This window comes from Tenacibaculum sp. AWR4_210 (genome assembly GCF_056160945.1).
In genome coordinates this window covers 19,372-44,808 of the sequence record NZ_JBSWYF010000012.1, presented here as the reverse complement: position 1 = coordinate 44,808, position 25,437 = coordinate 19,372, and the positions used below count along the sequence as shown (strand labels likewise).

The 25,437-nt window shown below is 38.9% G+C and carries 19 protein-coding genes; 8 read left to right on the top strand and 11 right to left on the bottom strand.

The annotated features are described in order from the left end of the window. The first annotated feature begins 113 nt into the window (after positions 1-113). From ACXAG7_RS17860 to ACXAG7_RS17845, 4 genes are all read left to right on the top strand, one after another. Entirely contained in the window at positions 114-494 is a 381-nt protein-coding gene (locus ACXAG7_RS17860) for a hypothetical protein (protein ID WP_476667687.1), read from the top strand. Further along, positions 484-1,323 (top strand): GLPGLI family protein, encoded by an 840-nt coding sequence (locus ACXAG7_RS17855; RefSeq protein WP_476667686.1) that lies wholly within the window; start codon positions 484-486, stop codon positions 1,321-1,323. Before ACXAG7_RS17860 ends, ACXAG7_RS17855 begins: the two co-directional genes overlap by 11 nt. An 80-nt stretch (positions 1,324-1,403) precedes the next feature. Further along, entirely contained in the window at positions 1,404-2,237 is an 834-nt protein-coding gene (locus ACXAG7_RS17850; protein WP_476667685.1) for a GLPGLI family protein, read from the top strand. 18 nt (positions 2,238-2,255) lie between these two features. Next, positions 2,256-5,009: a carboxypeptidase regulatory-like domain-containing protein gene (locus ACXAG7_RS17845; protein ID WP_476667684.1), complete on the top strand. Its 2,754-nt coding sequence runs from the start codon at positions 2,256-2,258 to the stop codon at positions 5,007-5,009. A 79-nt stretch (positions 5,010-5,088) separates the two neighbouring features. On the opposite strand, the gene ACXAG7_RS17840 is transcribed toward ACXAG7_RS17845, so the two are convergent. Then, positions 5,089-8,076 (bottom strand): reprolysin-like metallopeptidase, encoded by a 2,988-nt coding sequence (locus tag ACXAG7_RS17840; protein WP_476667683.1) that lies wholly within the window; start codon positions 8,074-8,076, stop codon positions 5,089-5,091. Between the two features lie 74 nt (positions 8,077-8,150). Between ACXAG7_RS17840 and lipB the strand changes: the two genes are divergently transcribed. After that, positions 8,151-8,852 (top strand): lipoyl(octanoyl) transferase LipB, encoded by a 702-nt coding sequence (gene lipB / locus ACXAG7_RS17835; RefSeq protein WP_476667682.1) that lies wholly within the window; start codon positions 8,151-8,153, stop codon positions 8,850-8,852. Between the two features lie 70 nt (positions 8,853-8,922). On the opposite strand, the gene ACXAG7_RS17830 is transcribed toward lipB, so the two are convergent. The 10 genes from ACXAG7_RS17830 to ACXAG7_RS17785 form a co-directional block, all read right to left on the bottom strand. Then, a complete protein-coding gene (locus ACXAG7_RS17830) occupies positions 8,923-9,567 on the bottom strand; it encodes a YceI family protein (RefSeq protein WP_408042649.1) in 645 nt (214 codons plus the stop codon). Between the two features lie 70 nt (positions 9,568-9,637). Further along, complete coding sequence (locus tag ACXAG7_RS17825; protein WP_408042650.1) at positions 9,638-10,354, bottom strand: tRNA threonylcarbamoyladenosine dehydratase; 717 nt, start codon at positions 10,352-10,354, stop codon at positions 9,638-9,640. After that, positions 10,351-10,995 (bottom strand): TatD family hydrolase, encoded by a 645-nt coding sequence (locus ACXAG7_RS17820; protein WP_476667681.1) that lies wholly within the window; start codon positions 10,993-10,995, stop codon positions 10,351-10,353. Before ACXAG7_RS17820 ends, ACXAG7_RS17825 begins: the two co-directional genes overlap by 4 nt. A gap of 4 nt (positions 10,996-10,999) precedes the next feature. Next, positions 11,000-11,452 (bottom strand): D-aminoacyl-tRNA deacylase, encoded by a 453-nt coding sequence (gene dtd, locus ACXAG7_RS17815; RefSeq protein ID WP_408042652.1) that lies wholly within the window; start codon positions 11,450-11,452, stop codon positions 11,000-11,002. An 8-nt stretch (positions 11,453-11,460) separates the two neighbouring features. Then, positions 11,461-12,402: a ribosome small subunit-dependent GTPase A gene (rsgA, locus tag ACXAG7_RS17810; RefSeq protein ID WP_408042653.1), complete on the bottom strand. Its 942-nt coding sequence runs from the start codon at positions 12,400-12,402 to the stop codon at positions 11,461-11,463. Positions 12,403-12,446: 44 nt separating this feature from the next. Further along, entirely contained in the window at positions 12,447-13,199 is a 753-nt protein-coding gene (locus ACXAG7_RS17805; RefSeq protein ID WP_476667680.1) for a DUF5995 family protein, read from the bottom strand. A 73-nt stretch (positions 13,200-13,272) separates the two neighbouring features. Then, positions 13,273-14,355 (bottom strand): chorismate mutase, encoded by a 1,083-nt coding sequence (locus tag ACXAG7_RS17800; RefSeq protein ID WP_476667679.1) that lies wholly within the window; start codon positions 14,353-14,355, stop codon positions 13,273-13,275. Positions 14,356-14,368: 13 nt separating this feature from the next. Next, positions 14,369-15,226, bottom strand: a complete 858-nt coding sequence (locus ACXAG7_RS17795) for a prephenate dehydrogenase (RefSeq protein ID WP_408042656.1) — start codon at positions 15,224-15,226, stop codon at positions 14,369-14,371. Then, positions 15,227-16,369, bottom strand: coding sequence for a pyridoxal phosphate-dependent aminotransferase (locus ACXAG7_RS17790; RefSeq protein ID WP_476667678.1), 1,143 nt, complete (start codon positions 16,367-16,369; stop codon positions 15,227-15,229). It lies immediately after the preceding gene. After that, positions 16,366-17,190 carry a prephenate dehydratase gene (locus ACXAG7_RS17785; RefSeq protein ID WP_476667677.1) on the bottom strand — a complete coding sequence of 275 codons (825 nt, stop codon included), beginning with the start codon at positions 17,188-17,190 and terminating at the stop codon, positions 16,366-16,368. The genes ACXAG7_RS17790 and ACXAG7_RS17785 overlap by 4 nt, the downstream gene beginning before the upstream one ends. 372 nt (positions 17,191-17,562) lie before the next feature. Here ACXAG7_RS17785 and ACXAG7_RS17780 point away from each other — a divergent pair, with 372 nt between their 5' ends. The 3 genes from ACXAG7_RS17780 to ACXAG7_RS17770 are packed head-to-tail and all read left to right on the top strand — an operon-like array spanning position 17,563 to position 25,376. Further along, positions 17,563-21,135, top strand: a complete 3,573-nt coding sequence (locus ACXAG7_RS17780) for a hypothetical protein (RefSeq protein WP_476667676.1) — start codon at positions 17,563-17,565, stop codon at positions 21,133-21,135. A gap of 5 nt (positions 21,136-21,140) precedes the next feature. Then, complete coding sequence (locus ACXAG7_RS17775) at positions 21,141-24,848, top strand: DUF6443 domain-containing protein (protein ID WP_476667675.1); 3,708 nt, start codon at positions 21,141-21,143, stop codon at positions 24,846-24,848. An 18-nt stretch (positions 24,849-24,866) separates the two neighbouring features. Beyond that, positions 24,867-25,376 carry a PH domain-containing protein gene (locus ACXAG7_RS17770; RefSeq protein WP_476667674.1) on the top strand — a complete coding sequence of 170 codons (510 nt, stop codon included), beginning with the start codon at positions 24,867-24,869 and terminating at the stop codon, positions 25,374-25,376. The last annotated feature ends 61 nt before the right edge of the window (positions 25,377-25,437 follow it).

Sequence of the window (25,437 nt, the reverse complement as noted above, 5' to 3'; positions counted from 1 at the left end):
GATACTAGCTTATTGGAAAGAAAAAGAATCGGTTAACACTCGTTAACACTACTTAACGCAAAAGTAGGGAAGTTCGCAGCACCTTTGTCTCAGAAATCAAAAAACCAATCATTATGAAAGCAATGTTGTACATGACTTTTTTATTAATAACACTAGGGCTGACGGCTCAGAATTCTGGGGCTTCCGCAACCATTAAGGAGCACAAGGTAACGGCTTTGACTTTTAGTGTAACGAGCCCAGAGGAATTTAAAACGGTAAACTGGAAGGATGTTTATGAGATTTTTGAAGGAGCAAAAGCCGATGATAAACTGTGTTTAGGGTTTGAAATTCGCCTTCCTGAAGATCCAGAGAAAAAGATTAGCAAAGCGAATTTTGGAATTCGCATTGAAGACACGGCAGCTAACTTAGAAAAGATGATTGCTAAAGGTCAAAAGAGCGTAAAACAACTGATAAAAATGGCTACAAATTTTAAAAACTACATAGATGAAAACTAAAGTATTATTAGGACTCCTTTTTTTGAGTATTGGAGTATTTGCACAAGATTTTCGAGGAAAAGCGGTGTACAAAACTCACCGTAAAATTGATTTTAAATTAGGGGATAAGCAAGGAGGAGAGAACAGTGCGTTGCAAAAGCAGTTAAAGGCACAGCTGATGCGTCAGTTCCAAAAGACATTTACATTGAATTTTACTAAAAATGAGTCTACCTATAAGGAAAACGAAGCACTTTCGTCACCACAGCAGCAGATGGGAGGTATGCAAATCCAGATCATGGGTAACGGTGGAGGTAATGATATACTGTACAAGAACATTAAGGAAAAACGCTATGCTAATAAAACAGAAATCAGTGGTAAGCGATTTTTGATCAAAGACGATTTGCCGAACTACGGATGGGAAATGACAGGAGAAACGAAGAATATTGGAAAGTACACCTGTTACAAAGCAACTAGAAAACGAACGGAAACGAGAAGGACTATAGCCTTTGGTGACGGAGATAAGGACGGTGACAAAGAAGAAATAATCACTATTGAAACCGTTGCTTGGTATACTCCAGAAATTCCAGTGAGTAACGGTCCGGAGAGTTTTTGGGGGTTACCGGGGTTAATTTTAGAAATTCAAGATGGGAAACAAACGATAGTGTGTACAGAAATTGTTTTAAATCCTAAAGAAACCATCGAAATCAAAGAACCTAGAAAAGGAAAGAAGGTCAGTCAAAAAAAGTTTGAGACAATCATGGAAGAACATACTAAAGACATGATGGAGCGATTTAAGAATAGAAGGAGATCCAATGATGGAAACTCGGTACACATTGAAATTCAAGGATAATTTTCTAACCGATTAAACCTTTGGAGCTTACAAGAGTCTTACTTCTAAGAGATTTAAGATAACTTGTAAAAACCAAACAGATGAGAAAATACGCAATTGTACTGTGCTTGTTAGGGAGCATGGGGGCTTGGTCGCAAAAAGCGTTTCAAGGAAAAGCAGTATATCAGTCAAAAACGACCTTCGATATGAATGCTTTTGGGAATGATATGTCCGAAGAACGCAAAAAGCGAATCAAAGAACGCATGAAAAACTTTTTAGAAAAGACCTATACCCTGCATTTTACAACGAAGCAATCCGTATATAAAGAAGAGGCAAAACTGCAGGCTCCCGGATCAAGAGGATCTCGTTTTGGAGGTTTTAGTGGGGGAGAAACGACCTTTAAAGACGTTCAGGAGCCCAAGGTTTTGGCTGCAGTAGAATTCTTTGGGAAAAAGTTTTTAATAGAAGAACCCAAAGAAAAACTAGCTTGGGAAATGACGGGTGAAACCAAACAAATTGGGAAATACACCTGTTTTAAAGCTACGCTACTCAAAAAGAATACAGCTTTTGATTGGCGCTCGATGCGTCGTAAGCCCAGAGGTAAAAAAAAGGAAAAACAACCAGAAAAGAAACGCCCAAAAGAGATTTTGGTAACAGCTTGGTATACTCCTCAAATACCGGTGAGTAGTGGACCTGGAAGTTACTGGGGGTTACCTGGGCTGATTTTAGAGGTCAATGAAGGTCGCACCACGCTATTGTGCTCCGAAATTGTATTAAATCCTCAAGAAAAAATAGCGCTTAAAGAACCGACCAAAGGGGAGAAGGTGACCCGAGAAGAGTACAACAAAATCATCAAAAAGAAGATGGAGGAGATGCGCGAGATGTTCCAGAGAAGGCGCGGAGGCGGTAATGGAAGAGGACGCGGACGATTTTAAAAATTCGAACAATTTAACATGAAAAATATATTCATAGCAGTCATCCTAATGATGACGGCCTGGGCAACTACAGCCCAGATTTCAATAACAGGGGTGGTAAAAGATAGTATCGGAGCCCCCTTGGAAATGGCAAATGTTATTGCTATTAATAAACTGACAAAAAAGTTGGACTCCTACGGGTTTACTGATTCCAAAGGAAATTACAAGTTGTCTTTAAAAAAGAATGCGAATTACGATGTAAAAGTTAGTTATGTCGGTAAAAAGACGTTGAGTACTACCCTACAAACTACGGAGGTTTCACTGAGCAAAGATTTTGTGTTGTACAGTGATGAAACCTTAGACGAAGTTAATATTACGTACACCATGCCAGTCACGGTTAAAGGTGATACCATAGTTTACGATGCCGACAGTTTTAAAAGTGGAACTGAAAAAAAGTTAGGAGATGTTTTACAGAAGTTACCTGGCGTGGAAGTCAATGACGATGGGGAGATTGAGGTAGAAGGAAAAACCGTTCAAAAAGTAATGGTAGAAGGAAAGGATTTTTTTGATGGCGATAGTAAATTAGCGACGAAAAATATTCCGGCCAATGCCATTGACAAGGTAGAAGTCCTTAAAAATCACAGTGAAATCCGTCAATTGAGTTCTGTTACTGATAACGAGGACAATGTCGTTATCAATTTAAAACTAAAAGAAGGAAAAAAGAATTTTTGGTTTGGAGAAGTAACAGCTGGTGTGGGTATGGCTACCGAAACATCGCGGTATTTAGCCCATCCGAAACTCTTTTACTACAGTCCGAAATACAGTTTAAACATCATTACAGATGTGAATAATATAGGGGAAGTACCTTTTACCATGCGTGACTATTTTAAATTCACCGGTGGATTTAGAGGGGTAGCAGCAAGCACAGGAACGAATTTTAATGTGAGTTCTAACGACATTTCCTTTCTAACCTTGAGAAATAACCGAGCTAAAAATATCGAATCCCAATTTGGAGCCGTCAATTTCAGTTATGCACCTAAGAAAACTTGGGACATTAGCGGATTCGCTATTTACTCGGGTAATAGAACGGAAATGCAGGAGAACACCGAGAACATTTATTCAAATACCGGTATTAGTAGAACAAACTTGCCAGCGAATGCCAATCAAATCATTGACAGGGAGACCACAGAAAATGCCACTATTCAAAACAGTGACTTAGGGCTTTTTAAAGTGAGCTCTAGCTATAAACCGAATGCCGACAACCAGTTTGATTACGATATTTTTGCGAAGGTATCTCAGCAAAAGCAGGACATTCAAACCTTATCACGTCGCCTGTTCTTAGACGGAACGGATGAGTTGGTACCGGTATCACAGTACTCACAACAAGCGCCCTATTCTGTCAACCAGAATTTAAATTATTACTACACGCTGAACGAGAAGCATATCTTTTCTTTTGAAGCTCAACACCTATGGCAGGACGAAGATCCTTTTTACAATGCTGAATTGAAAAAGCTGGCTTTTGCTAATTTGATAGGATTAAATCCGAGTGCCGATCCATTCAATGTAGAGCAGAGCAAGCGTATTAAAACGAATAAGATCGATGCGAAATTGGATTATTACTACGTACTGAACGCGAAGAGCAATTTAAATGTCACCGTAGGTACTACCCAAAGTGAGCAAAACTTTAACTCCAATATCTACGAAATTTTAAATGGTAACAAAAATCAGATTACTGCTGCCAATACGAGTAATGATGTGTCGTATTACTTCGGGGATGTTTACGCTGGAATTCACTACAAGTTTATCACGGGGATTTTTACCTTTAATCAAGGGTTTAATGCACATACTTATATTGCAAAGAACACGCAGTTAGGGACGGTTGCACAGCAGCAGTTTACCAGAATTTTACCGGATGCCTCGATCAAGGTGAACTTAAAAAAGTCAGAAACCCTACAGCTGCGATATGCAATGCAAACCAGTTTTACGGATGTCAATCAATTGGCTGAGGGCTATGTGTTTAATAACTACAACAGCTTGTATTCTGGAAATAGAGAATTGGAAAATTCCTTGTCGCACAATGTGAATCTGAGTTATTTCAGCTTTAATATGTTTAACTATACCAATGTTTTTGCCTCTATAAACTACAGTAAACGCATTGATGCTATCAAGTCGAACTCGGAGTTTATTGGAGTGAACCAGGTAAGGACGTCGATTAATTCGCAGTTTGCTGATGAAAGTTTGTCAGGGAATGCTAATTTTCAGAAGAGCTTTCGAAAGTTTAAACTTCGTTTGGGAGCGAATATAACTTATGCAAAATCAAACAGTTTGTTAACCAATCGCTTTACCAATGCAGTGAGTAACCGTTTAACCAAAACGTTTTCGCAGAGCTATCGTACCCGCTTCAGTACTAATTTTAGAGATGCACCGAATTTTGATGTCGGATACAACGTGACAATAAATCGATCTGATATTGGAGGTGTCAAGAATACTTTTACTACTCATAGTCCCTTTATCAATACGGATGTGTATTTCTTAAAAGCCTTTGCTTTTACGGCAAAGTATACCTTTAATCAGGTTGTAAATTCAGGAAGAACGATTGATAAATACGGCTTTTTACGTGCGAATATCAGTTATCAGAAAAAAGACAGTCCTTGGGAATACCGTATTGAAGTTACCAATTTACTAGATGCTAATGGGCTTAATCAGAACAGTAGCAATGACATTTTGGTAAGTAACAGTACTTATTTTATACAGCCTCGTATAGGGATGTTTAGTGTAACATATAACTTGTAAACGTTATATACTTATTTGAATTGAAAAGAAAAAGGTGAGCAGTAACTGCTCACCTTTTTTACAATATGGTGTGTTTTGACTAGTTAATCATTAACTTTTTGGTGGTTTGTGCACCTCCATTTTGGATTTGTAACAAGTACATTCCTGATTTTACTTGGTCAAAAGTCAATTCTTTGTTAAACACTGATGGTGTGTTGGTAAATTCTTTACGCTCTACCAAACGTCCGCGAATATCAAATAATTGTACACTTACTTTGTCGTTAGACTTTACAGCAAAACTCAATTTGATAGTTCCATTTGACGGGTTCGGGAAAAGGTTAAAGTTTTCAAAGGCTACATCTTCTGTTGAAGCGGTAGCGTCTTTTACAACAACAGTATAGTCTTCCACTTCACCGTCAAAGTTTGTTTCACAACTACTTGGGTCTCCATCACCAGTATACTTAGTAGAAACACGTAATACAGTTGATCCTAATTCAGCATCGTTAGGTACTACTACGTTTAATGGACTCAAGGTAGTTTGTGTATCTGCTCCTCCAGTAACAGTTCCTAAGTCTAATTTTTCACCTGCGTCGAACTGACAGTTTTGGTTCCAGTCAATCCAAGCAAAAGTTTTTGTTGAATAGGCTTGTGCTCCAGAATCGGTATTGGTTCTTACAGTTAATTGGTGAGTTTCTCCTCTCTTAACATCAGTTGTCAATGTCTTGAAGTCATTGTAACCAGCAGTTTTGTTTGGACTCGCCTTTTCAATGGTGTTGAACTTTACATAGGTAGTACTCGTTTGGTAACGGGTAGTTCCATTTGAAGCACATAAAGCGTTCGATACACCGAGTTTAATTTGTAAGGTTCTAGTGATCGTAGTTCCTTTAGCCGTTACAGTTAAGGTATAATCACCGGCAGCAACGTTATCTAAGTTTGATAACTTTAATTGGGTAGTTCCCGCAGCGTTCAATGATGTTGGAGTAAAGGCACTCGTTGCATTAGCAGGTACTCCAGCAACGCTGTAGTTTACTGTTTCAGCATATCCGTTTGAGGTAACCATTTTAATTTCAAAGCTCTGCTCTGTCGCTTTGGTGTTACAAACATTAGCATCTCCTGTATTATTTGAGATGGCAAAGTCAGGACTAGTACTAATTTTAAATTTAGAAGTGATATTATAGAAAATATTATCAGCTGCTTCAATTTTAATAATAGCATTGTCAGTGTCTGCAAGGCTAGCAGGTAAAGTAATGTTTTCGCTTCCGTCATTTGCGGTATTCGTAGCTAAGTCAATACTAAATGTAGTTCCACCGTCTACTGATAATTTGATGTTTACCTTTTGACAGTTGATCGGAGCAACATTTGATTGTCCTACAACCCAAGTGATATCTCTTGCTGTATTTTGAGCCCAAGTTGCTTGGTTGTTTACAGTAAATGGCGCAGCATCTACTACAGTAATTTTAATATCGTCTCTAGCAGTAGATCCTCCACCTGCGTGGTTGTCACGTACTGTAACAGCGAAATTCATACTTCTCGCTACTGAAGGAAGTACTTCCCAAGTAGTTGAGGTATTTCCGGCTAAAATGGTACTAAATGCTGGGAAATAACGTTCTGGAGTAGATTTAGAAGAAAGTGATCGGAATAATGGTCCTCCTAAACTACCAGCTACTGGAGGCATCGTTGCGATTTCAGTATCTGTTTGTTCCCAGTTATAGGTTAAACTTCCTGTACCATCAGCATCAGTAGCCTGTGCTTTTAATACAAAAGGTGTTGATTTAGGAATGCTTACATCATTACCGGCATTGGCAGTTGGCGCATTGTTTCCGGTATTGCTCGTAGCAGCACAGTTAGCAGTACTTTGGATTTTATCCCACATCTGCTTGATACTTACAGCGTGGAAATGATCGTCACTATTGCTTTGAACATTAGGATTACAAATACCTGCATAAGCCATAATAGTCGAACCACTACCAGGCTCTACAGCTGTAGATCCAGTTCTGTTTCCTCCACAGGCATTGTTAAATGTATGCGTAGCACCGAACTGATGTCCAATTTCATGCGCTACATAATCGATGTCATAAGGATCACCGATAGGTTGAGAGCGACCTGTAATTCCACGTCCTTTTTGCCCAGCAATACAAACAACTCCTAGTCCAGCTAATCCACCACCACCGGTACTAAAGGTATGACCGATATCGTAGTTTGCCGATCCAATTTGAGCGTCACAAACCGTTTGACTTTCGTTGATCAAAGCACTAGCACTTGAATTTGAAAGGTTGTCGGTAGCTGCATCTAAATAGATGATTTTGTCATTATCATTTACGATGATCATACGAGTGGCCAAATCTCTTTCGTAAATTTGGTTTACACGAGTCATCGTGGTGTTCATTGCTGATAGAACTGCTGCTTTTTTAACCGCATCAGTAGCTCCAGCTGCTACTCCTTGTTGTGTTAGATGAAACTGAGCGTATTCACCAGTACAAGCAATGGCAATTTTAAAGGTACGTAATTTACCGTCATTAGCATTTCTACCTGCTAATTTACCAGTTTTTACGGCATCGTCTTTAAGATCCTCTACTTGACACTCAAAACCATTGTCAGTTTTTGGCGCATTTCCACGCAAATACGACATATATGTTTTGTTGTCTTTGGTATACGGATCAATAAATAAAGTCTCGTGATGCGCAGAACTCACCATGATGTGAGCACCGTCAGTACCGATACTAATTTTTGCAGTGGCAGTAGGATCTTCTATTCCTTGAGCAGAATACGATTTGATCATTGGAAATTTGGCTGCCAAGCCACTTTCGAATACCGATGTTTCACGAATTTTAAAGTTGGCTATTTTACCTGTAGCCGTAGGTAATGCTAGGGTGGTACTTGCGATACCTCTGGCATTTGTGCTCAACGCTTTACTAAATTCTGTAATGTCTAGTGTGAAGAGTTGGAAGTCTTTCGGAAAGGCAGCTCTTTGGTAGGTGCTGGTTTTCTCGAAATCTTGATTGGGTTTTGATTTTTTCCAGTAATTTTGTGCAGTACCTATCGTAGTGAAGGCAACCGCCAAAAGTAGCAGAAGGGGTGATTTTCTCATCTGTGATTGTTTATGTTTAATAATGTAATAATTTGGTGAATTTCTTAATAATAATTGGGGTTAACGGCTAAAGTATGAATAAATTAGTAAAATTAAAAGACTTAGGGAATAAAGATTTCAAAGAAACTTGGGATTTACAAACGGAACTTCTCGATGCGACCGTTGCGATGAAACGCGCCCGCAGAGCAGGGGATACCGATATTGTGACGCCTAATCATTTTCTATGGGTGGAGCACCCACATGTGTATACGCTAGGAAAGTCCGGAGACATGCAAAACCTATTGCTTAACGAAGCACAATTAGAAGCCAAGGGCGCTAGTTTTTACAAAATCAACCGAGGTGGAGATATTACGTACCACGGCCCAGGGCAGCTCGTGGGCTATCCTATTTTAGACCTTGAGAATTTTTTTACCGATATACACAAATACCTTCGATTGTTAGAGGAAGCGATCATTTTAACCTTAGCGGAGTACGGAATTGAATCGGAACGCAGCGATGGCGAAACAGGAGTATGGTTGGATGTGGGTACTCCTTTTGCACGTAAAATCTGTGCGATGGGAATCCGAGCAAGCCGTTGGGTTACCATGCACGGTTTTGCCTTGAATGTCAATGCCGATTTGGGATATTTTGACAATATTATTCCTTGCGGAATTCGCGGAAAAGCCGTGACCTCGATGCATGTTGAGCTAGGAAGGCCCGTAGATGAGCAAGAGGTGAAAGATAAAATTTTGAAACACTTTAAAACCTTGTTTGAGGTAGAAGCATATATAGACTAAAAGACAGTTCTTGAGGTCAAAAAAAAAGAGGTTGTGAAAACAACCTCTTTTTTTGTACGACAGGCGTAGCTTATTTTTTTGCTTTGATATCAAATGACAATTCAATTAAATCGTTGATAAACTTGTCTTTTAAGTTATCAAAGAATTTTTTAGACTTGTATTGAATTCCGAACTCTGTACGGTCAATGCTAAAGTTTTCACTTTTAAAGTTAACAGTTCCTTCTCCTTCAGTAATAGTTGCAGGAATAGTGATACTTTTTACAACATCTTTTACCGTTAAATTTCCGGTGATGTGTAATTTACCGTCTTTAACCTCTGATCCTGTGATTGCAAATTTAGCGGTTGGGAATTTTTCAACGTCGAAGAAATCAGGAGCTTTTAAGTGCCCTTCTAAATCTTCTTTACCTTTACCAGCCTCTAAGTCTGTACAAACAATAGACTTCATGTTTACTGTGAACTCACCGGCTTTTACAGCGCCATTTTCGATCTCTAACACTCCGTTTTCCAAAGCGATTGTTCCCATGTGAGCACCTGTAGGTTTGGTTCCTTTCCAAGAAATTGTTGATTCAGCAACATTGGCTTTGTAAGAGTTAATCACGTTTTCAACTTGTTTAACGTCTTTTACTTCTTCTTTGGTTTCTACTTTGTTCTTTTCACTCTTACAAGCGATGGTAGTAACTGCTAAAAAAGCAATGGCAAAAATCGATTTCTTCATAATATTAGTTTTAATGATTGATCTGTTCTAATTTAGAACAAATGTAAATAAAATATAGTTTCCGTGGAAGTTATTTTTTGCTTATTAATTTGTTAACTACATACGAAGCTGCTTGTAAGCCAAAAGCGGCGGGCATATAACTGATTGTTCCGTAAAACGATTTTTTGAAGTTGGTACCATCGGTGAGCTTTAGGCTATTAGCACGTTGCATTTCTTCAGAGTATACGGCGCGAATTCCCTTGTCAATATTGTGCTCTTTAAGGCGTTTGCGCAGTACTCTTGCCATGGTACAGTGTTTGGTTTTACTGATGTCTTTGATTTTGATTTTGCTGGCGTCGAGTTTTCCCCCAGCCCCCATAGAGCTCACGAGCTTTACTTTTTTCCTCCTAGCGGCGATCATCAGGTTGAGTTTCGGTGTGATGCTATCGATACAATCGAGGGCGTAATTGAATTTTGGATCCATGATTTCGTACGCGCGTTCTGGCGATAAAAATTCTTCAATCACTTCCAATTCGATAGTAGGGTTGATGTCGCGTAGGCGGGCTGCCACCGTTTGTGCTTTTGACTTACCGACCGTACTGTGTAAGGCGGGTAACTGTCTGTTAATGTTTGTAGGGTCAAAAACATCGCCGTCTACGATGGTCATTTTTTGAACGCCTGCTCTGGCTATAAACTCTGCTGCAAAGGAACCTACACCTCCTAGTCCGACGACTAGTATATTGGCGTCTTTAATTTTTTGAAGTCCTTCTTCCTGCACTAATAATTCTGTTCTTTCTAACCAACTCATAAAGAAAATACTCGTTTAAAATTTTTAGATATTTCTGCCTCAATCAATGAAATACTTTCATTTTTTAGCTCGGCAAATCTAGCGTAAATGTTTTGAATAGTATAGGTGCTGGCATCAGTTTCTAAAAAGATCTTATCGAGGGGAATACGAGGAAGGAATTCTTGTAGTTTTGGATGGTGGTATAGCGCTGCACCGAACGAAAGGTAGCAGCCGTGTTGCAACAACGTCATGGCTAATTGTTCACTTTTAGTAAACCCATGTACAATCCAAGTTTGTTGCGGACGCAGCTGTTTTTTAAGTGCTAACAACCGCGGGAAGGCTTTGACACAGTGTATAATCAGTGGCTTTTGATGAGTTTCGGAAAGTTGCACCTGGGCGATAAAAACGCGTTCTTGCAGTGCTAAAGGCGCATCTGCGAACGGATCGAGTCCGCATTCACCCAAAGCCAAACACTGAGGATGTTTTAATCGTTGTGAAATGGACAGCAGTTGTTGCTCCCACTGTTGTGGATGTACGTACCAAGGGTGGATTCCAACAGAAAAATCGTTGTTGGGGAGCTCACTCGGAGGAAAACAATTAAAGAGGGTAGTCGTTTCGGAGTTATTAACAAGGTTATGGCTATGTATGTTAATAAAAGCCATTGCATTATTCTTTGTTTTTGGTGTCGATGATAATCGTTACTGGGCCGTCGTTTAAAAGGGCTACTTTCATATCGGCTCCAAATTCACCCGTTTGTACAGGTTTACCCAATTCGTGTTCTAATTGTTTTACAAAAGCTTCGTATAGCGGAATGGCGACAGGCGGTTTTGCCGCTTTGATATAGCTCGGTCGGTTTCCCTTTTTGGTCGAGGCGTGTAAGGTAAACTGGCTCACCACAATGATATCACCATTCGTGGCATTGATGGCGGTGTTCATAACTCCTTCAGCATCGTTAAAAATACGCAGGTTTACAATTTTTTTGGCTAACCAATTTATATCGTCTACTTCGTCAGTAGCAACGATACCTAAAAGGATTAACAAGCCTTCTTTGATTTCGGCAACACGATTGTGGTCAATGGTTACGCTAGCTTCACTAACGCGTTGAATAACAGCTTTCATAAAGTGGGTTATTTCCAGATATCTGTTCGGTAATTTTCTTCTTCTCCTTCTAATATTTGCAGGTAGCTCTTGTAGCGAGACCAAGAAATTTCTTCGTTTTCTAGCGCTTCTTTAACAGCGCAATGAGGTTCGTTAAGGTGAATGCAATTGTTGAATTTACAATGTTGTTTAAGGGCAAAAAATTCGGGGAAATAGTCTCCCAACTCATCTTTATCCATATCGACTACACCAAAACCTTTGATTCCAGGAGTATCGATAATTCTGGCATCGAAACTCAATTCGAACATTTCAGCAAAGGTGGTCGTGTGCTGTCCTTGCTTGTGTTGTTCAGATATTTCTTTGGTTTTTAAATTGAGCCCAGGTTCAATGGCATTGACCAAGGTCGTTTTTCCTACACCTGAATGGCCGGCAAACATGCTCACTTTTGAGGTCATGAGTCCTTTGATAGTATCGATGTTCTTTTCTTCCAAGGCAGATACTTCAATACAGGTATATCCTATAGCCTCATAAATATCGCGCAGGTAGAGAATTTCGGCCTTTTGCTCAATTTCATAAGTATCAATTTTATTGAAAACCAAGACTACATCAACAGAATACGCTTCTGCTGTAACCAGAAATCTGTCAATAAAGGTAGTTAGGGTAGGTGGGTTGTCAATGGTAATTAACAAAAACACCTGGTCGATATTTGCCGCAATAATATGCGTTTGCTTGGATAGGTTTACCGATTTGCGAACGATGTAATTTTTGCGATCGTGAATTTTGGTAATTACCCCCGTTTCATCGTCGGTTTTGGTTTCCATATCAAAACTGACAATATCGCCTACGGCAATAGGGTTGGTACTTTTGATACCTTTGATTCTAAATTTTCCTTTGATTCTACATTTGTACAAGGTATTTTCACTCATCACCCAATACCAACTTCCGGTAGACTTGTATACGGTTCCAATCATATAACAAAGATGAGAATAAAAATTGAATCTCGAACGCGAATTTTCTAGGAGTTTAGATCTTGAATTTTTTGAGCAACACTGCCTTTTTCTCCGAGCCTAATAATGGCGAACAAAAGCCTAACTATCCATCCGGGCTGGGTGATAATCTCAGCTTTTTTGGCTACTTTTTCATCTCTGGTAGCAATGAATTTCGGTTGCTGTTTTTCAGGGGTGTCGGCCAGTGCTACGGCAAATTTCCAGGCGCCATCTCTGGCTAGTTCCATGCTAAAGTCGATTAAGAAATTGTCGAAGTGTCGCGTCCAACGCAAAAGCTTTGCTAAGAAGGGCCAGATACTGCTCAAATCTCGTTCTACATCGGTAACTAGTGACGATAAAATTTGATTGATGCGGTTGAAGTCGGTATATAAATCATCCATGGGTTTTCCTCGTTGCACTTCGGCAGCAGCAATGCCTAGGTCGAGATTGATATGGGCATTCATTCCTACGAGCAGGTGCTGCAGTACTATGGGCCAAAAGGTATCTGTTAAAGCAAAGGCTCTGGTCCAAGCCATACTGGGAGTTTTGCCGTTTCGAAATTGGTGGTAAGCTTCAATATAGCGTTTGGCAAAAATGACATCGAGTTTTTCCATCCGAGGGCCGTCTTCAAAAAAACCTTCAGCAATGCCCTGTTTTACCTTTTTGGTAACCTTTAAATACAACGCGGCAAAGTAACCCGTGGTACTGTTGTGGTCTATGGCGTATTGTACGATATACTCCAATTCACGGATGACATCGTCAATGGTATTAATAGGCTTCATTTTAAGTGAGTTTGGTAACTGCAAAGTACAAAATGTAGCGGTGTAAAAAAAGCTACCCGAAGGTAGCTTTGTCTTAGCCTTTGATAATTTTTTCTTGGTGATTGATACTCTCTTGGTGGATGGCTTTGAACATTTTCAATACAAATTCTTCACTCAAGCCTCTATCTTCTCCCTCTAAAATCATGTTTCCTAAAATTTCGTTCCATCGTTTTGATTGTAATACGGCCACGTTTTTCTCCTTCTTTAGGGCTCCGATTTTATCGGCTATTTTCATACGTTTACCGAGTATATCAATGAGTTGGTTATCTACGACGTTAATTTGTGCTCTCAAATTTTCGAGAGATTCGCGGTAGCTCTTATCGGAAGTGGTTTCTTTTCTCACGCGTAAATCGATCATCATTTGTTTTAAGGTATCAGGAGTTACTTGCTGAGCGGCATCACTCCACGCATTGTCTGGGTCGAGATGCGTTTCAATCATCAAACCATCGAAATTTAAATCGAGGGCCATTTGTGAAACGTCAAAAACCATGTCTCTTTTCCCCGTAATATGCGAAGGATCACAAATTAAAGGTAAGTCGGGAAAGCGGTTTTGGAACTCGATGGCCAACTGCCACTCCGGAATATTTCGGTATTTCGATTTTTCGTAGGTCGAGAATCCACGGTGAATAGCTCCTAGTTTCTTGATATTTGCGGAATACAAGCGTTCAATTCCTCCTAACCACAAAGCTAAATCTGGATTTACCGGGTTTTTTACCAGTACAATTTTATCGGTACCTTCCAATGCATCAGCGAGTTCTTGCATGATAAATGGACTAACGGTTGAACGGGCACCGATCCACAATAAGTCAACATCGTGCTCAATGGCTAATTTTACGTGAGTTGCATTGGCAACTTCGGTACAGGTTTTCATTCCTGTTTCTTCCTTTACCTTCTGTAGCCACTTGAGCCCTAAAGCCCCCACACCTTCAAAGTTTCCTGGTCGCGTTCTAGGCTTCCAGATTCCTGCGCGGTAGTAATTTACATCCGAGTCTTTAAGCTCATGGGCAATTTTTAAGACTTGCTCTTCTGTTTCTGCACTACAGGGACCCGCAATTACTAAAGGGTGAGATAATTGCATGTCGTTTAACCAGGTTCTTAATTCTTTTGTATTTTCCATACTCTTGTTGTTGTTAGGCTTCTTGTAGAATACCGTTTAATATTTGTTTTATATGATTTGTATTTTCCATTTCGCGAAAGATCTCTTCGAAATCATCGCGAAGCATTAATTCTCTAAATTGTTGTAGATTTTGAATGTACTCTTCTAGTGTTTCGAGGACATTACCTTTGTTTTGCTTAAAAATGGGGGCCCACATGGCGGGCGAACTTTTTGCCAAGCGAACGGTAGAGGCAAAACCACTGCCTGCCATATCAAAAATATCGCGCTCATTTTTCTCTTTTTCGATTACTGTTTTTCCCAACATAAATGAGCTGATATGCGACAAGTGAGAAACGTAGGCGATGTGTTTGTCGTGCGATTTCGCATCCATATAACGAATGCGCATACCAATTTTGGCAAAGACTTCTAAGGCGCGCTCTTGCAATTTGAAAGCTGTTTTTTCAACCTCACAAATGATGTTGGTTTTTCCTTGGTAGAGGTGTTCCAATGCGGCTTTTGGTCCTGAAAACTCTGTTCCCGCGATTGGGTGAGTTGCCAGGAAATTACGTCGTTTTGGATGGGATGCCAAGGCATCGCATATGGCCTCTTTGGTCGATCCGACATCGAGCACCAAGGCATGGTCGTTGACCATATCCAATACCTGTTGGCATACGCGAATAGAAATGTCGACAGGTACCGAAACGATAACGATGGTGGCTTTGTTTAAATCGTCCATGCTGGCAGCGCTGTCAATAATACCGAGTTCCAACGCTTGCGACACGTGTTCCTCGTTAGTATCGATGCCAAATAGTTGTGCTTGTTTAAATTCACGTCGTATATCCAACGCCAAGCTCCCTCCAATTAATCCTAATCCTATGATAAATACGTTCATTTAAAATCGTTGTATTGCTTCGTTAATTTTTTCTTCGGGTACGCACAGTGAAAAGCGGATATAGCCTTCCCCTTGACTACCAAATACAGTTCCGGGAGCTACAAAAATGTGCTTGTCATAGAGCAGCTCATCTACTGTTTTTTCCGAAGTTTTTCCTTTGGGCAAACGAGCCCAAACAAACATGCCGGTAGCATCGTTTTGATAGTTGCAGTCTAAGATGTCTGCTAACTGGAATATTCGTCGTTGTCGTCGCGCGTAAATTTCATTTTGCTCGTCAAACCACTGTTGCTTTAAATTGAGGGCTTCGATGGCTCCTTTTTGAATTCCGTAAAACATGCCCGAGTCCATTTGGGTTTTTACCTTGAGTACTTCGTTTAAAAAATGAGCGCTTCCGAGCAGTTTCCCTACGCGCCAGCCTGCCATGTTAAACGATTTACTCAAAGAGTTTAGTTCTAGGGCGATGTCTTTAGCACAGGGAACTTCCAAAATACTCCTGGGGGTTTCGTTTAAAATGAAGCTGTACGGATTGTCATTGACGATGACGATTTGATGTTTTTTACCAAAGGCGATCAGCTTTTCATAGGTCGCAGTAACGGGCTGTGAGCCTGTAGGCATGTGCGGATAGTTTACCCACATGAGTTTTATCTTACTCAAATCGAGTTGCTCCAAGGCTTCGAAATTAGGCTGCCATTGGTTTGCTGCATCGAGTTCGTAAAAAATTGCTTCGGCTCCTACTAAATTGGTTACGGAACTATAGGTTGGGTATCCGGGGTTCGGAATCAAAACACCATCTCCTTCGTTCAAGAAGGCTAATGATATATGCATGATGCCTTCTTTGCTTCCCATTAGGGGGAGCACTTCGGATGCTGGATCAATGTCAACGCCGTAGTGATCTTGGTAAAAACGGGCTACAGCTGCTCTGAATTCTGGTAGGCCTTGATAGCTCTGATACTTATGCGCGCCAGTTTCGTACAGACTGTTTTGTATGGCCTGTAATACGTTTGGGGGTGGAGGGAGGTCAGGGCTCCCGATTCCCATATTAATAATGGGATGACCTTGGGCAGCAAGGCTGCGTACTTCTTTTAGCTTTTTAGAAAAGTAGTACTCCTGAACGGTGTTTAAGCGATTTGCAAAAGTGATCATAATCGTCCGTTTTTGTATTCTCCTAATATTTTAAAATTGTTGGCCATAATCTCTAGTACGGATTTGGCCTTTTGGTAATCTTGATATTCTTGAAAAGTAACGTCTACGAAAAACGCGTACTTCCAAGGGGTTTCTATAATGGGAAGCGATTGAATTTTTGTTAGGTTTAATTTACAATCGCTCATAATATTTAACACAGTAGCCAAGCTCCCGCGTTTGTGGTCGAGCTCAAATCGCAAGGAAGCCTTGTCAATTTGGTCGATGCCATTTTCAGGAGCTTCGGTTTTTAAAATTACGAAGCGTGTTTCGTTGTCCTTCATGGTTTGAATTTCGTCTTCGAGCACTTCCAAACCAAAGATGTCTGCGGCAATTTTTGGGGCAATGGCAGCCACACCTGGGAGCTGTTGCTCACTGATTGTTTTTGCCACAGCTGAGGTATCAACGTCTTCTACGAGTTTGATAAAGGGGTATTGCTTAAAGAATTCCTTGCATTGCAAAAGGGCCATGGGGTGTGAACACACTTCCTTAATAGCCTCCATATTTTGGTTGGGCAGTGCCATAAGGTGGTGGTGTATAGGCAGGTAATACTCACCGGCAATGTGCAAGTTGTGCTTGTCAATCAAGGCGTAATTCGGAATAATAGAGCCTGCGATGGTGTTTTCGATGGCCATAACGGCTTCGTCAGCATGTCCTTGCAACAGACTGTCTGTCAATGCGTCAAACGACAAGCACTCGTTGAGGGCGATGTCTGTTCCGTAGTATTTATTGGCAACGATATGGTGGTTGCTACCTCTGATTCCTTGAATGGCTATTTTTCTCATTTTTAAAGCAAAAAAAAAGCCTCGATGTAATCGAGACTTTATAGTTTATATTATTTTGATGCTAGTTAACAATACGGTATAAAGTCTCTCCTCTTACTAAAAAAGTAAAAGTAAAAATAGAAACCTTGCCATACGTTTTGTAACATGATATACTGTCGTTTATTTGTTTGTGACAAATCTTTAAAATATATTTTAGATATCCAAACATTTTATGAAAAAAAAAGGTTAATAGCAGAGGAGTCCTTGTAAACAGTTGGCTTAAAGAAGAAAAAAGAAAAAAATAAGTGGTCGGTGCTGGTGTATTTGATAAAAAATATATCTTTGCAACTGCGTATATGAAAAATTAATAATTGCTAAAATCACATTTTATTTATGAAAACAAGAGTGCTAAGCATTGCTGTAATGCTAGGGTATGCATTGTTGGGATATGGGCAAGATAATGGAGTAAAGCCAAGTGCGGATTTACCGAAGTTAGTACCACCATCGCCAACTGCTTTTGAAATGACCAAATACGGAGAATTTCCTGTAGGACTGTATACAGGAACCCCAATGGTAAACGTTCCGATTACTGTTTATGGAACAAAAAATATCCAAGTGCCGATTAGTTTAGACTATAGTTCCAATGGAATTAAGGTGGACCAAATGAGTTCGAATGTCGGATTGGGCTGGAGTTTAACTGTTGGTGGAGTTATTTCCAGAATAGTTAAAGGAAAGGAAGATGAGAATTACAGAAGAATGCACCCGATTGAGGAAATTAACAGAGTTGATTTGTTACCGATAGCGGCTTTGAATAAGCAACCTTCTATTGATGAGCCTACTATTAACGTAAAGCCTGAGATTGTATCTTTTCTATACAATTCAGGGAAAAAAGATTATATAGACTCAGAGTCGGATTTGTTCTCTTATAATATCCAAGGAAGGTCAGGAAAGATCGTTATGGATAATGAAGGGGTTTATAGAACCGTTCCTCATACGAACTTAAGGATTGAGAGAGATTTCAGCCTAGGGAGAAATAACTTTAAATTAACTACAGAAGACGGTGTACAATACGAATTTAACGCACAAGAAAGGACATATGCAAAAAGTCGCTGTGATAATGGAGTGGTTTCACCTCCAGAACAAGGGTACACCACGTCATGGTATTTGACAAAGATAACGCATCCGAAAGGAGATGAGGTTTATTTTCGATATGATGATAAAAATGATGAATATACCTATACCTCAAATTATACTCAAAGTTTAAAATTGGCAACTTCTTATCCTTTAGGAGATTCGGAGTTTCCTGTGACCACAGGAGTTTCTACTTGTGAAACGGTTCATCGTGTACAATCCAAACGCTTAATAGAAATTAGTAGTAATAATGCTAGTAGAGGGAAGGTGGTATTTGATAATTCTTTAACCCACCCTGCAGGAATATTGAATTTCATGTTAGTAAAACGAATTCGTCTTTTAGATGAAGGAGGTAAAAGTATAGAAGAAGCTAATTTGAATTATACCTTTACGAGTAATAAAAGAGTTTTTTTGGAAAGTGTGTCAATGAAAAACACTGCGAAAAAATACGCTTTTGATTATGAAAATATGCACCGATTCCCGAAGAGGTTTGCTATTAGTCAGGATTATTGGGGATTTTATAATGGAAAAGGAGTCGGTAATTTATCTAGTGGAGGAATTTTACTTCCTGATTTAGGTGATGCTTACCCTGTATTTAAAAAACACATAACTAATTTAGCAGATAGGAGACCAGATGCATCGTTTTCAAAAATAGGTCTCTTAAATAAAATAACATTTCCGACTAAAGGATTTACGAAGTTTGAATACGAAGGTAATGATTATTATGGAACCGAAAGTAAAGATGTGTATATAACTGCATTGGCATCAAAAAGAGGACCGAATACTCATAGTAGTGGAATTCTTGACTTAAAAGATTATCAATTACCTCTCGGGCAATTAGTACCTGTAACGCTAACAGGTCAGGTTTCTGGATATGTTAATACCGCAGAAGGCTGCTTGGATTTCCCTAAGATTAAGGCTTCGGCCATAGTAAAAATATATGAGATCACGGGAGGATCAGAAAAGGTAGTTTATCAGAAAGTGTTTACAAATGACACGAACCTTAATGAGCAGGCTTTTATACAGCCAGCTAAAACGTATAAAGTTGTAGTTCTAAGAGATCCGAATGGAGATTCTTCTAAGTGTATTACAGCGAATGTTATAGCAAAGGCAACGAAAACGATAGGTAGCTTTAAAAATTTACCTACGGGAGGAAATAGAATTGCTAGGGTTCAAAGTTATGATTCTGACTCACAGAAGTTAACAAGTAAAAGGTATTATTATTTTAAGTCGTTGGAACAAAAAGACCAATCTTCAGGGGATGCAACTCGTGCTGGTTTAGGCCATGTTTCTTATTATACGCAGTACAAATTGATGACTGGCCTGGCACCCTCTTATAGGTCTCAAGGTTTTTCTATCTTGAATACTTCAGGGACCTTTCCTATAGTTAATTCAGGAAGTAGTAATGTCTATTATAGCAAGGTTTTTGTAAGTTACGGAGGTGACAATTTTGAGATAGGAGGAAAAGAGCATAAGTTTATTATTCATAGAAATCGTCCTGGAGAAACGTTACTAGGAGAGGACAGAGCTATGTCTAACTTTACAAATTTCGGATGGGATCACGGTTTAGAGAAAAGCGTAAAGTTTTTGTCAAAACCTTCGGCTCCGAATGCTCTTCCAAAAACGATAAAGGAAGTTGTAAATGATTATAAGCTTGATAGAACTGTTTCAGAAATTTCAAATTACAGTGTTTCTGAGGCGTATAATTTTGTGGGAACACGACCTGCGACCCCTACTTACAAATGTAGTGCAACAGATGTGGCCTATCCAGGAAAACCGATATGGCAATGTCTGACGAATCATACACATGAAATTTCAACAGGAGGTCTTTTAGACCCTGTAACCTTGTTTAGTCCTGGTCAAAATAACAAGGGACCGCTTACTGTTGGGAATATGAAATGTCATGCATTTGGAAGTCATAATCTTATAGTAAGGTATTCGGTGAATCCTTGCTACAACAGAAGAGAGGGTGAGTTAGTTTCTTATTCTTCTCTAATAAGAAATTTACATATCTATAAGTATAAAACATACTCGTATTGGCATTATTTGAATAAAAAGACGGAAACACTTTACGATGTTAACGGTGAAAACCCAATTACAAATGTTGTAAATTATTTTTATGACAACGTTCAACATTTACAGTTAAGCAGAACGGAAACAAGAGATAGCAAAGGAGGTACAATTATTTCTAAAATGTTTTATCCAGGTGATAAGGCCCAGCTTTCAGGATTGAATACTTCGGCCTCTCAGGCAGTAGATGAATTGGTGAGAAGGCATCAACATGCAATACCTCTTCAAGTAGAGACCTATAAAAACGGACAAAAATTATCTGTACAACGTACCAATTACAAGTCTTTTGGGTCACTGATATTACCAGAACTAATTCAAATTTCTAAAGGAACGTCTACATTGGAAAATAGAATGACTTTCCATTCTTATGATAGTAAAGGAAATCCCAGAGAAGTAAGTAAACAAGACGGGACGCGTATTACCTACTTATGGGGGTATGATTATACCCAGCCTATTGCTAAAGTTGAAAATGCAAGCTATGCACAAGTGATGACTGCTTTAGGAAAACAAAGTACAGATAACTTGGGGTATTTACAAACGATGGATGAGGCGGGATTGCAGGAAGTGATGACGAAATTACGTGCTAATTTGCCAACAGCACAAGTGAGTTCATATACCTATATTCCATTGGTAGGGGTTTCAACGATAACTGATCCGAGAGGACAAAAAATGACCTATCACTACGACGCGTATAACAGACTTCAATACGTAAAAGACAGTCAAGGAAACATATTAAAGGAGCATAAATACAACTATAAAAACTAAGCGCTATGAAAAAACTATTGAATTTGCTATTCCTGATATCGGGAGTAGTATTTGCGCAACAAATTCCGGATAATTTGGTGAAGTCCAATTATACGGTGACGGTAAAAGACTCGCTAAAAGCAACTCAGAGTATAACCTTTTTACCGACAACCTGGATCAAATCAGGAGCAACGTTTAAAGCTACGATTGTAGATCAAGTTTATACCCCGATCAATTTAAGTAATGAGAATTACGTTTTTACGCGAGTTTTTCAGGAGGCAACGACTTCTCCAACGATTACTAAAAATCAATCAGTAATCGATCAGGTGGTGTATTTGGATGGATTGGGAAGAACCAAGCAAAGCATTGCCATTGGTCAATCGCCGAGCCAAAAGGATATTGTTACCCATGTGGAGTACGATGATTACGGACGCCAAGTAGTGGAGTTTTTACCCTATGCTGCGAGTTCGGCTACAGGTAGCATACAGGTAGGAGCAAAGGTAGCGACCCAAACCTATTATAAAAATGCCTATCCCGAAGATTTTGCTGGAGTTACCGATATAAACAATATTACAGCTTATTCGAAAAAAGAGTTAGAGAATTCTCCTTTATCGCGAGTGTTAAAGCAGGCTGCCCCAGGACAGGAATGGCGCATGGGGAGTGGTCATGAAATAGAAATGGAGTACGGGACCAATAAAGCTGATGAAGTACGGTTGTTTGGAGTGAGTTTAACTTTAGCGAATAAGGTATATACACCAAGCTTAACAGGAGGGACGAGCTTTTATGCTGCAGGAACCTTGACAAAAAATGTGGTAAAAGATGAAAACCATTCAGGTACCTCATCAAAATTACATACTACCGAGGAATTTAAAAATAAGCAAGGACAGGTTTTGTTAAAAAGAACCTATTTGGAAGCACCTACAGCAGATGCTATAGTAGATCGGTTCATACCTCACGATACTTATTATATATATGATGATTATGGGAATTTGACCTATGTTTTGAGTCCTAAAATGAATGCGGGTACAGGTACCTTAACAGATGTGAAAACAGGATTAGATGCATTAGGCTACCAATATATTTACGATTACCGCAACCGTTTGGTAAAGAAAAAGATCCCAGGGAAGGACTGGGAGTATGTGATTTATGATAGTTTGGATCGCCCAGTAATGACTCAAGATGCCTTACAGCGTAATAAGCATCAATGGTTGTTTACCAAGTATGATGTGTTGGGTAGGGTTGTTTATACCGGTAGTTACCAACATACTACAGCCTTAACCCAGGTAGCGATGCAGGCCCACTGGGATGCTACACATACTGCAGCGAATCATAATTATGAGACACGAACTTCAACCAAAAACGCATTGGGAATGTTTTATACGAATGCTCATTTTCCAGTTAGTAACACAAAGTTGTTGACCATTGCATATTATGATAGCTATCATCAGGTATTGGAAGGGATAGCATTGCCTACACAGGTTTACAGTCAGCAGGTAACTACAAGAGTACAAGGCTTAGCAACGGTGACAAAAACGCGTATACTAGATACGGAAACTCTTGAAAATTCATACTGGATAACCAGTGTTACTTGTTATGATGAAAAAGCGAGGCCATTATATGCTTATGCTCACAATAATTTTTTACAAACCACGGATATCGTCGAGACCGCTTTGGATTTTATTGGAAAAACTAAGAAGTCTAAAACGACGCATCAAAGGCAAGGGCAAGCGGTCATTGTAACCGAGGACGTGTTTGAATACGATCATGCAGGACGTTTGCTAAAGCAGGTACAGCAAATCAATAACCAGGAAGCAGAAACCTTAGTAACCAATGTGTATGATGCTTTAGGGCAGTTAAAAACGAAGAAGGTGGGAGGTAAATCACAGGCCTTACAAACAGTAGATTACAGCTATAATATACGTGGGTGGCTCCGAAAAATTAACGAAGATAATAAGGTAGATAACGATCTGTTTAATTTCGAGATCGCTTATAATACCAATACAACAGGAACAAAGTTATTTAATGGAAACATCAGTCAAACGAGCTGGTCGACCCTGAGTCAGGATAAAACCAAACGTAGCTATCATTATAATTACGATGCTTTAAATAGAATTGTAAGTGCTACCGGCTTAGGAGACGATAAGTACAATGTTTCGGGCATTAGCTATGATAAAAATGGAAATATTTTGAATTTACTTCGTAAGGGACATACCAATACCAATGCGACCAGTTTTGGTGTGATGGATAATTTAACCTATGCTTACGATGAAGGGAATAAGCTAAGTAAGGTAACGGACAGCGCCAACAAAACTATTGGATTTAAGGATGGTACTCAAACTGGGGCTGATTATAGCTATGATGTTAATGGAAATATGCTTTCTGATGCCAACAAAGGGATTACCAGTATTAAGTACAACCATTTAAATCTACCTACAGAAGTAATGTTTAATAATGCGAATACCAAGAAAATACACTATATTTACGATGCTTCTGGTGTAAAAATTCAGAAGCAGGTAACTGATCAAGGAACGGTTACCAAGCATTCCTATGTGGGGAGTTATGTATATAAAAACAATGAATTTCAGTTCGGAGCTCAACCTGAAGGTTATTTTAAAAAGACAAATGGATTGTTTACTTATGTATATCAATACAAGGATCATTTAGGGAATGTCCGTTTGACGTATACTGATGCGAATAAGGATGGAGTGATAACAGCTAATTCCGAGATTGTAGAGGAAGCTAATTACTATCCGTTTGGACTTAAACACAAAGGATATAATAACAACGTCTCAGCCTTAGGAAATAATACGGCACAGAAGTTTGGGTATAATGGAATAGAGTTAGAAGAATCTCTTGGGTTGAATCTATTGGAGATGGATATGCGCCAATACGATCCAGCTATTGCAAGATGGACTTCTATAGACCCTGTAACTCATCATTCAAAGTCGACTTATAATGCCTTTGATAATAATCCTATTATTTTTTCTGATCCTTCTGGAGCTGATTCTGAGGTTATAGCCTCTACGTTTATTGATCCAAGTGGTAGAGTTGTTGATCATAGAGATGATGGGGATAATAACGTTTATATGGTTACGGATATTGATAATTGGGATGGTTCTAAAAATGGTTTATCTATTGTTGGTAAAGAAGATCCTAGCAAAAAATATAAAAAAGGAGACCAATACACTTATCATGATGGTACAGCCGATTTTGATTGGGCATTATTAAAGTTAGGTATTAATTCAACTAATAGTACTATACCTTACTTAAAACAGTCTACAGTGATTTCAATAATTCCTGTTTATGATAAAGCAGGAAGATTGATTGGGCGATGGGTAGCTAGAGTTAAAGTTCCGTTTAAGGCATTGAAGTTTGTTGGAGGTGTACTAAAACCTCTTGGACCTATTGGTCATGCAGTTACGACTTTTGTTAGCACAAAGCAAGTTATTAATGGAGAAATGTCGGGAGGTCGTTATGCTTTCAATATGGTAGGTACTGGAGCTAGTATGTATGCAGGGTTTGCTTATGGAGGACCCGCAGGTATTTTAGTAGGTGGTGTCTTTTATGTCGGTAATATGATATACAAAGACTTTGAAAGAGCTAACAAAGAGTTGAAAAAGCTTAACCCTACAAGAGCTAATACAAAATGGTATGAATTTGGTAAGATCTGGAATTATATTAAAGCAGATATTTCTATAACTATGCCAACAGGAGGTGGATGGATACCACGTTAATTTACAGTTAACTAGATTATGATTTTTAAATTAAATAAAAAAAGTAAAAAAAAATATTTCTATAATATTCTTTTATCATCATTCTCAATAGGTTTAATTACAATATTAATTTTAATGAGAATAGATGGTGATAAAAATTTAGAATCTAATTTATTGGTTTTGTTAGCTTTCTTTTTAAGTTGGTGTATAATTTTTGCACTTCCTGTGTTGCTTTTATATGATAATCATAAAAGAAATAGTATCGGAGTGACTTTAAAAAAAAATGATAACTTATATATTTATACCAAAGAAGGAAAATCTATAGAGTTTGAGATAAAAGATATAAAAAAAATAGAATTATGGTTAACTCCTCCTGCTTATGATAAGAGAACGGATTGGTTGTTTTTTGGAAAATACCATTTTATTAAATTTTTTTTAAACACTGATCAAGTAGTAAATGTATCATGTCTTGTTTTCAGTGAGTTAGAGGTTTTTTTTCCAGGAAACTTAATAATAAGGAAGAAGAAAATGTTTCCTTTTATCAAATAAGAGAATCCTAAGAATTAGATAAATTATAAACAACGTTATATAATAATTATATAACGTTGTT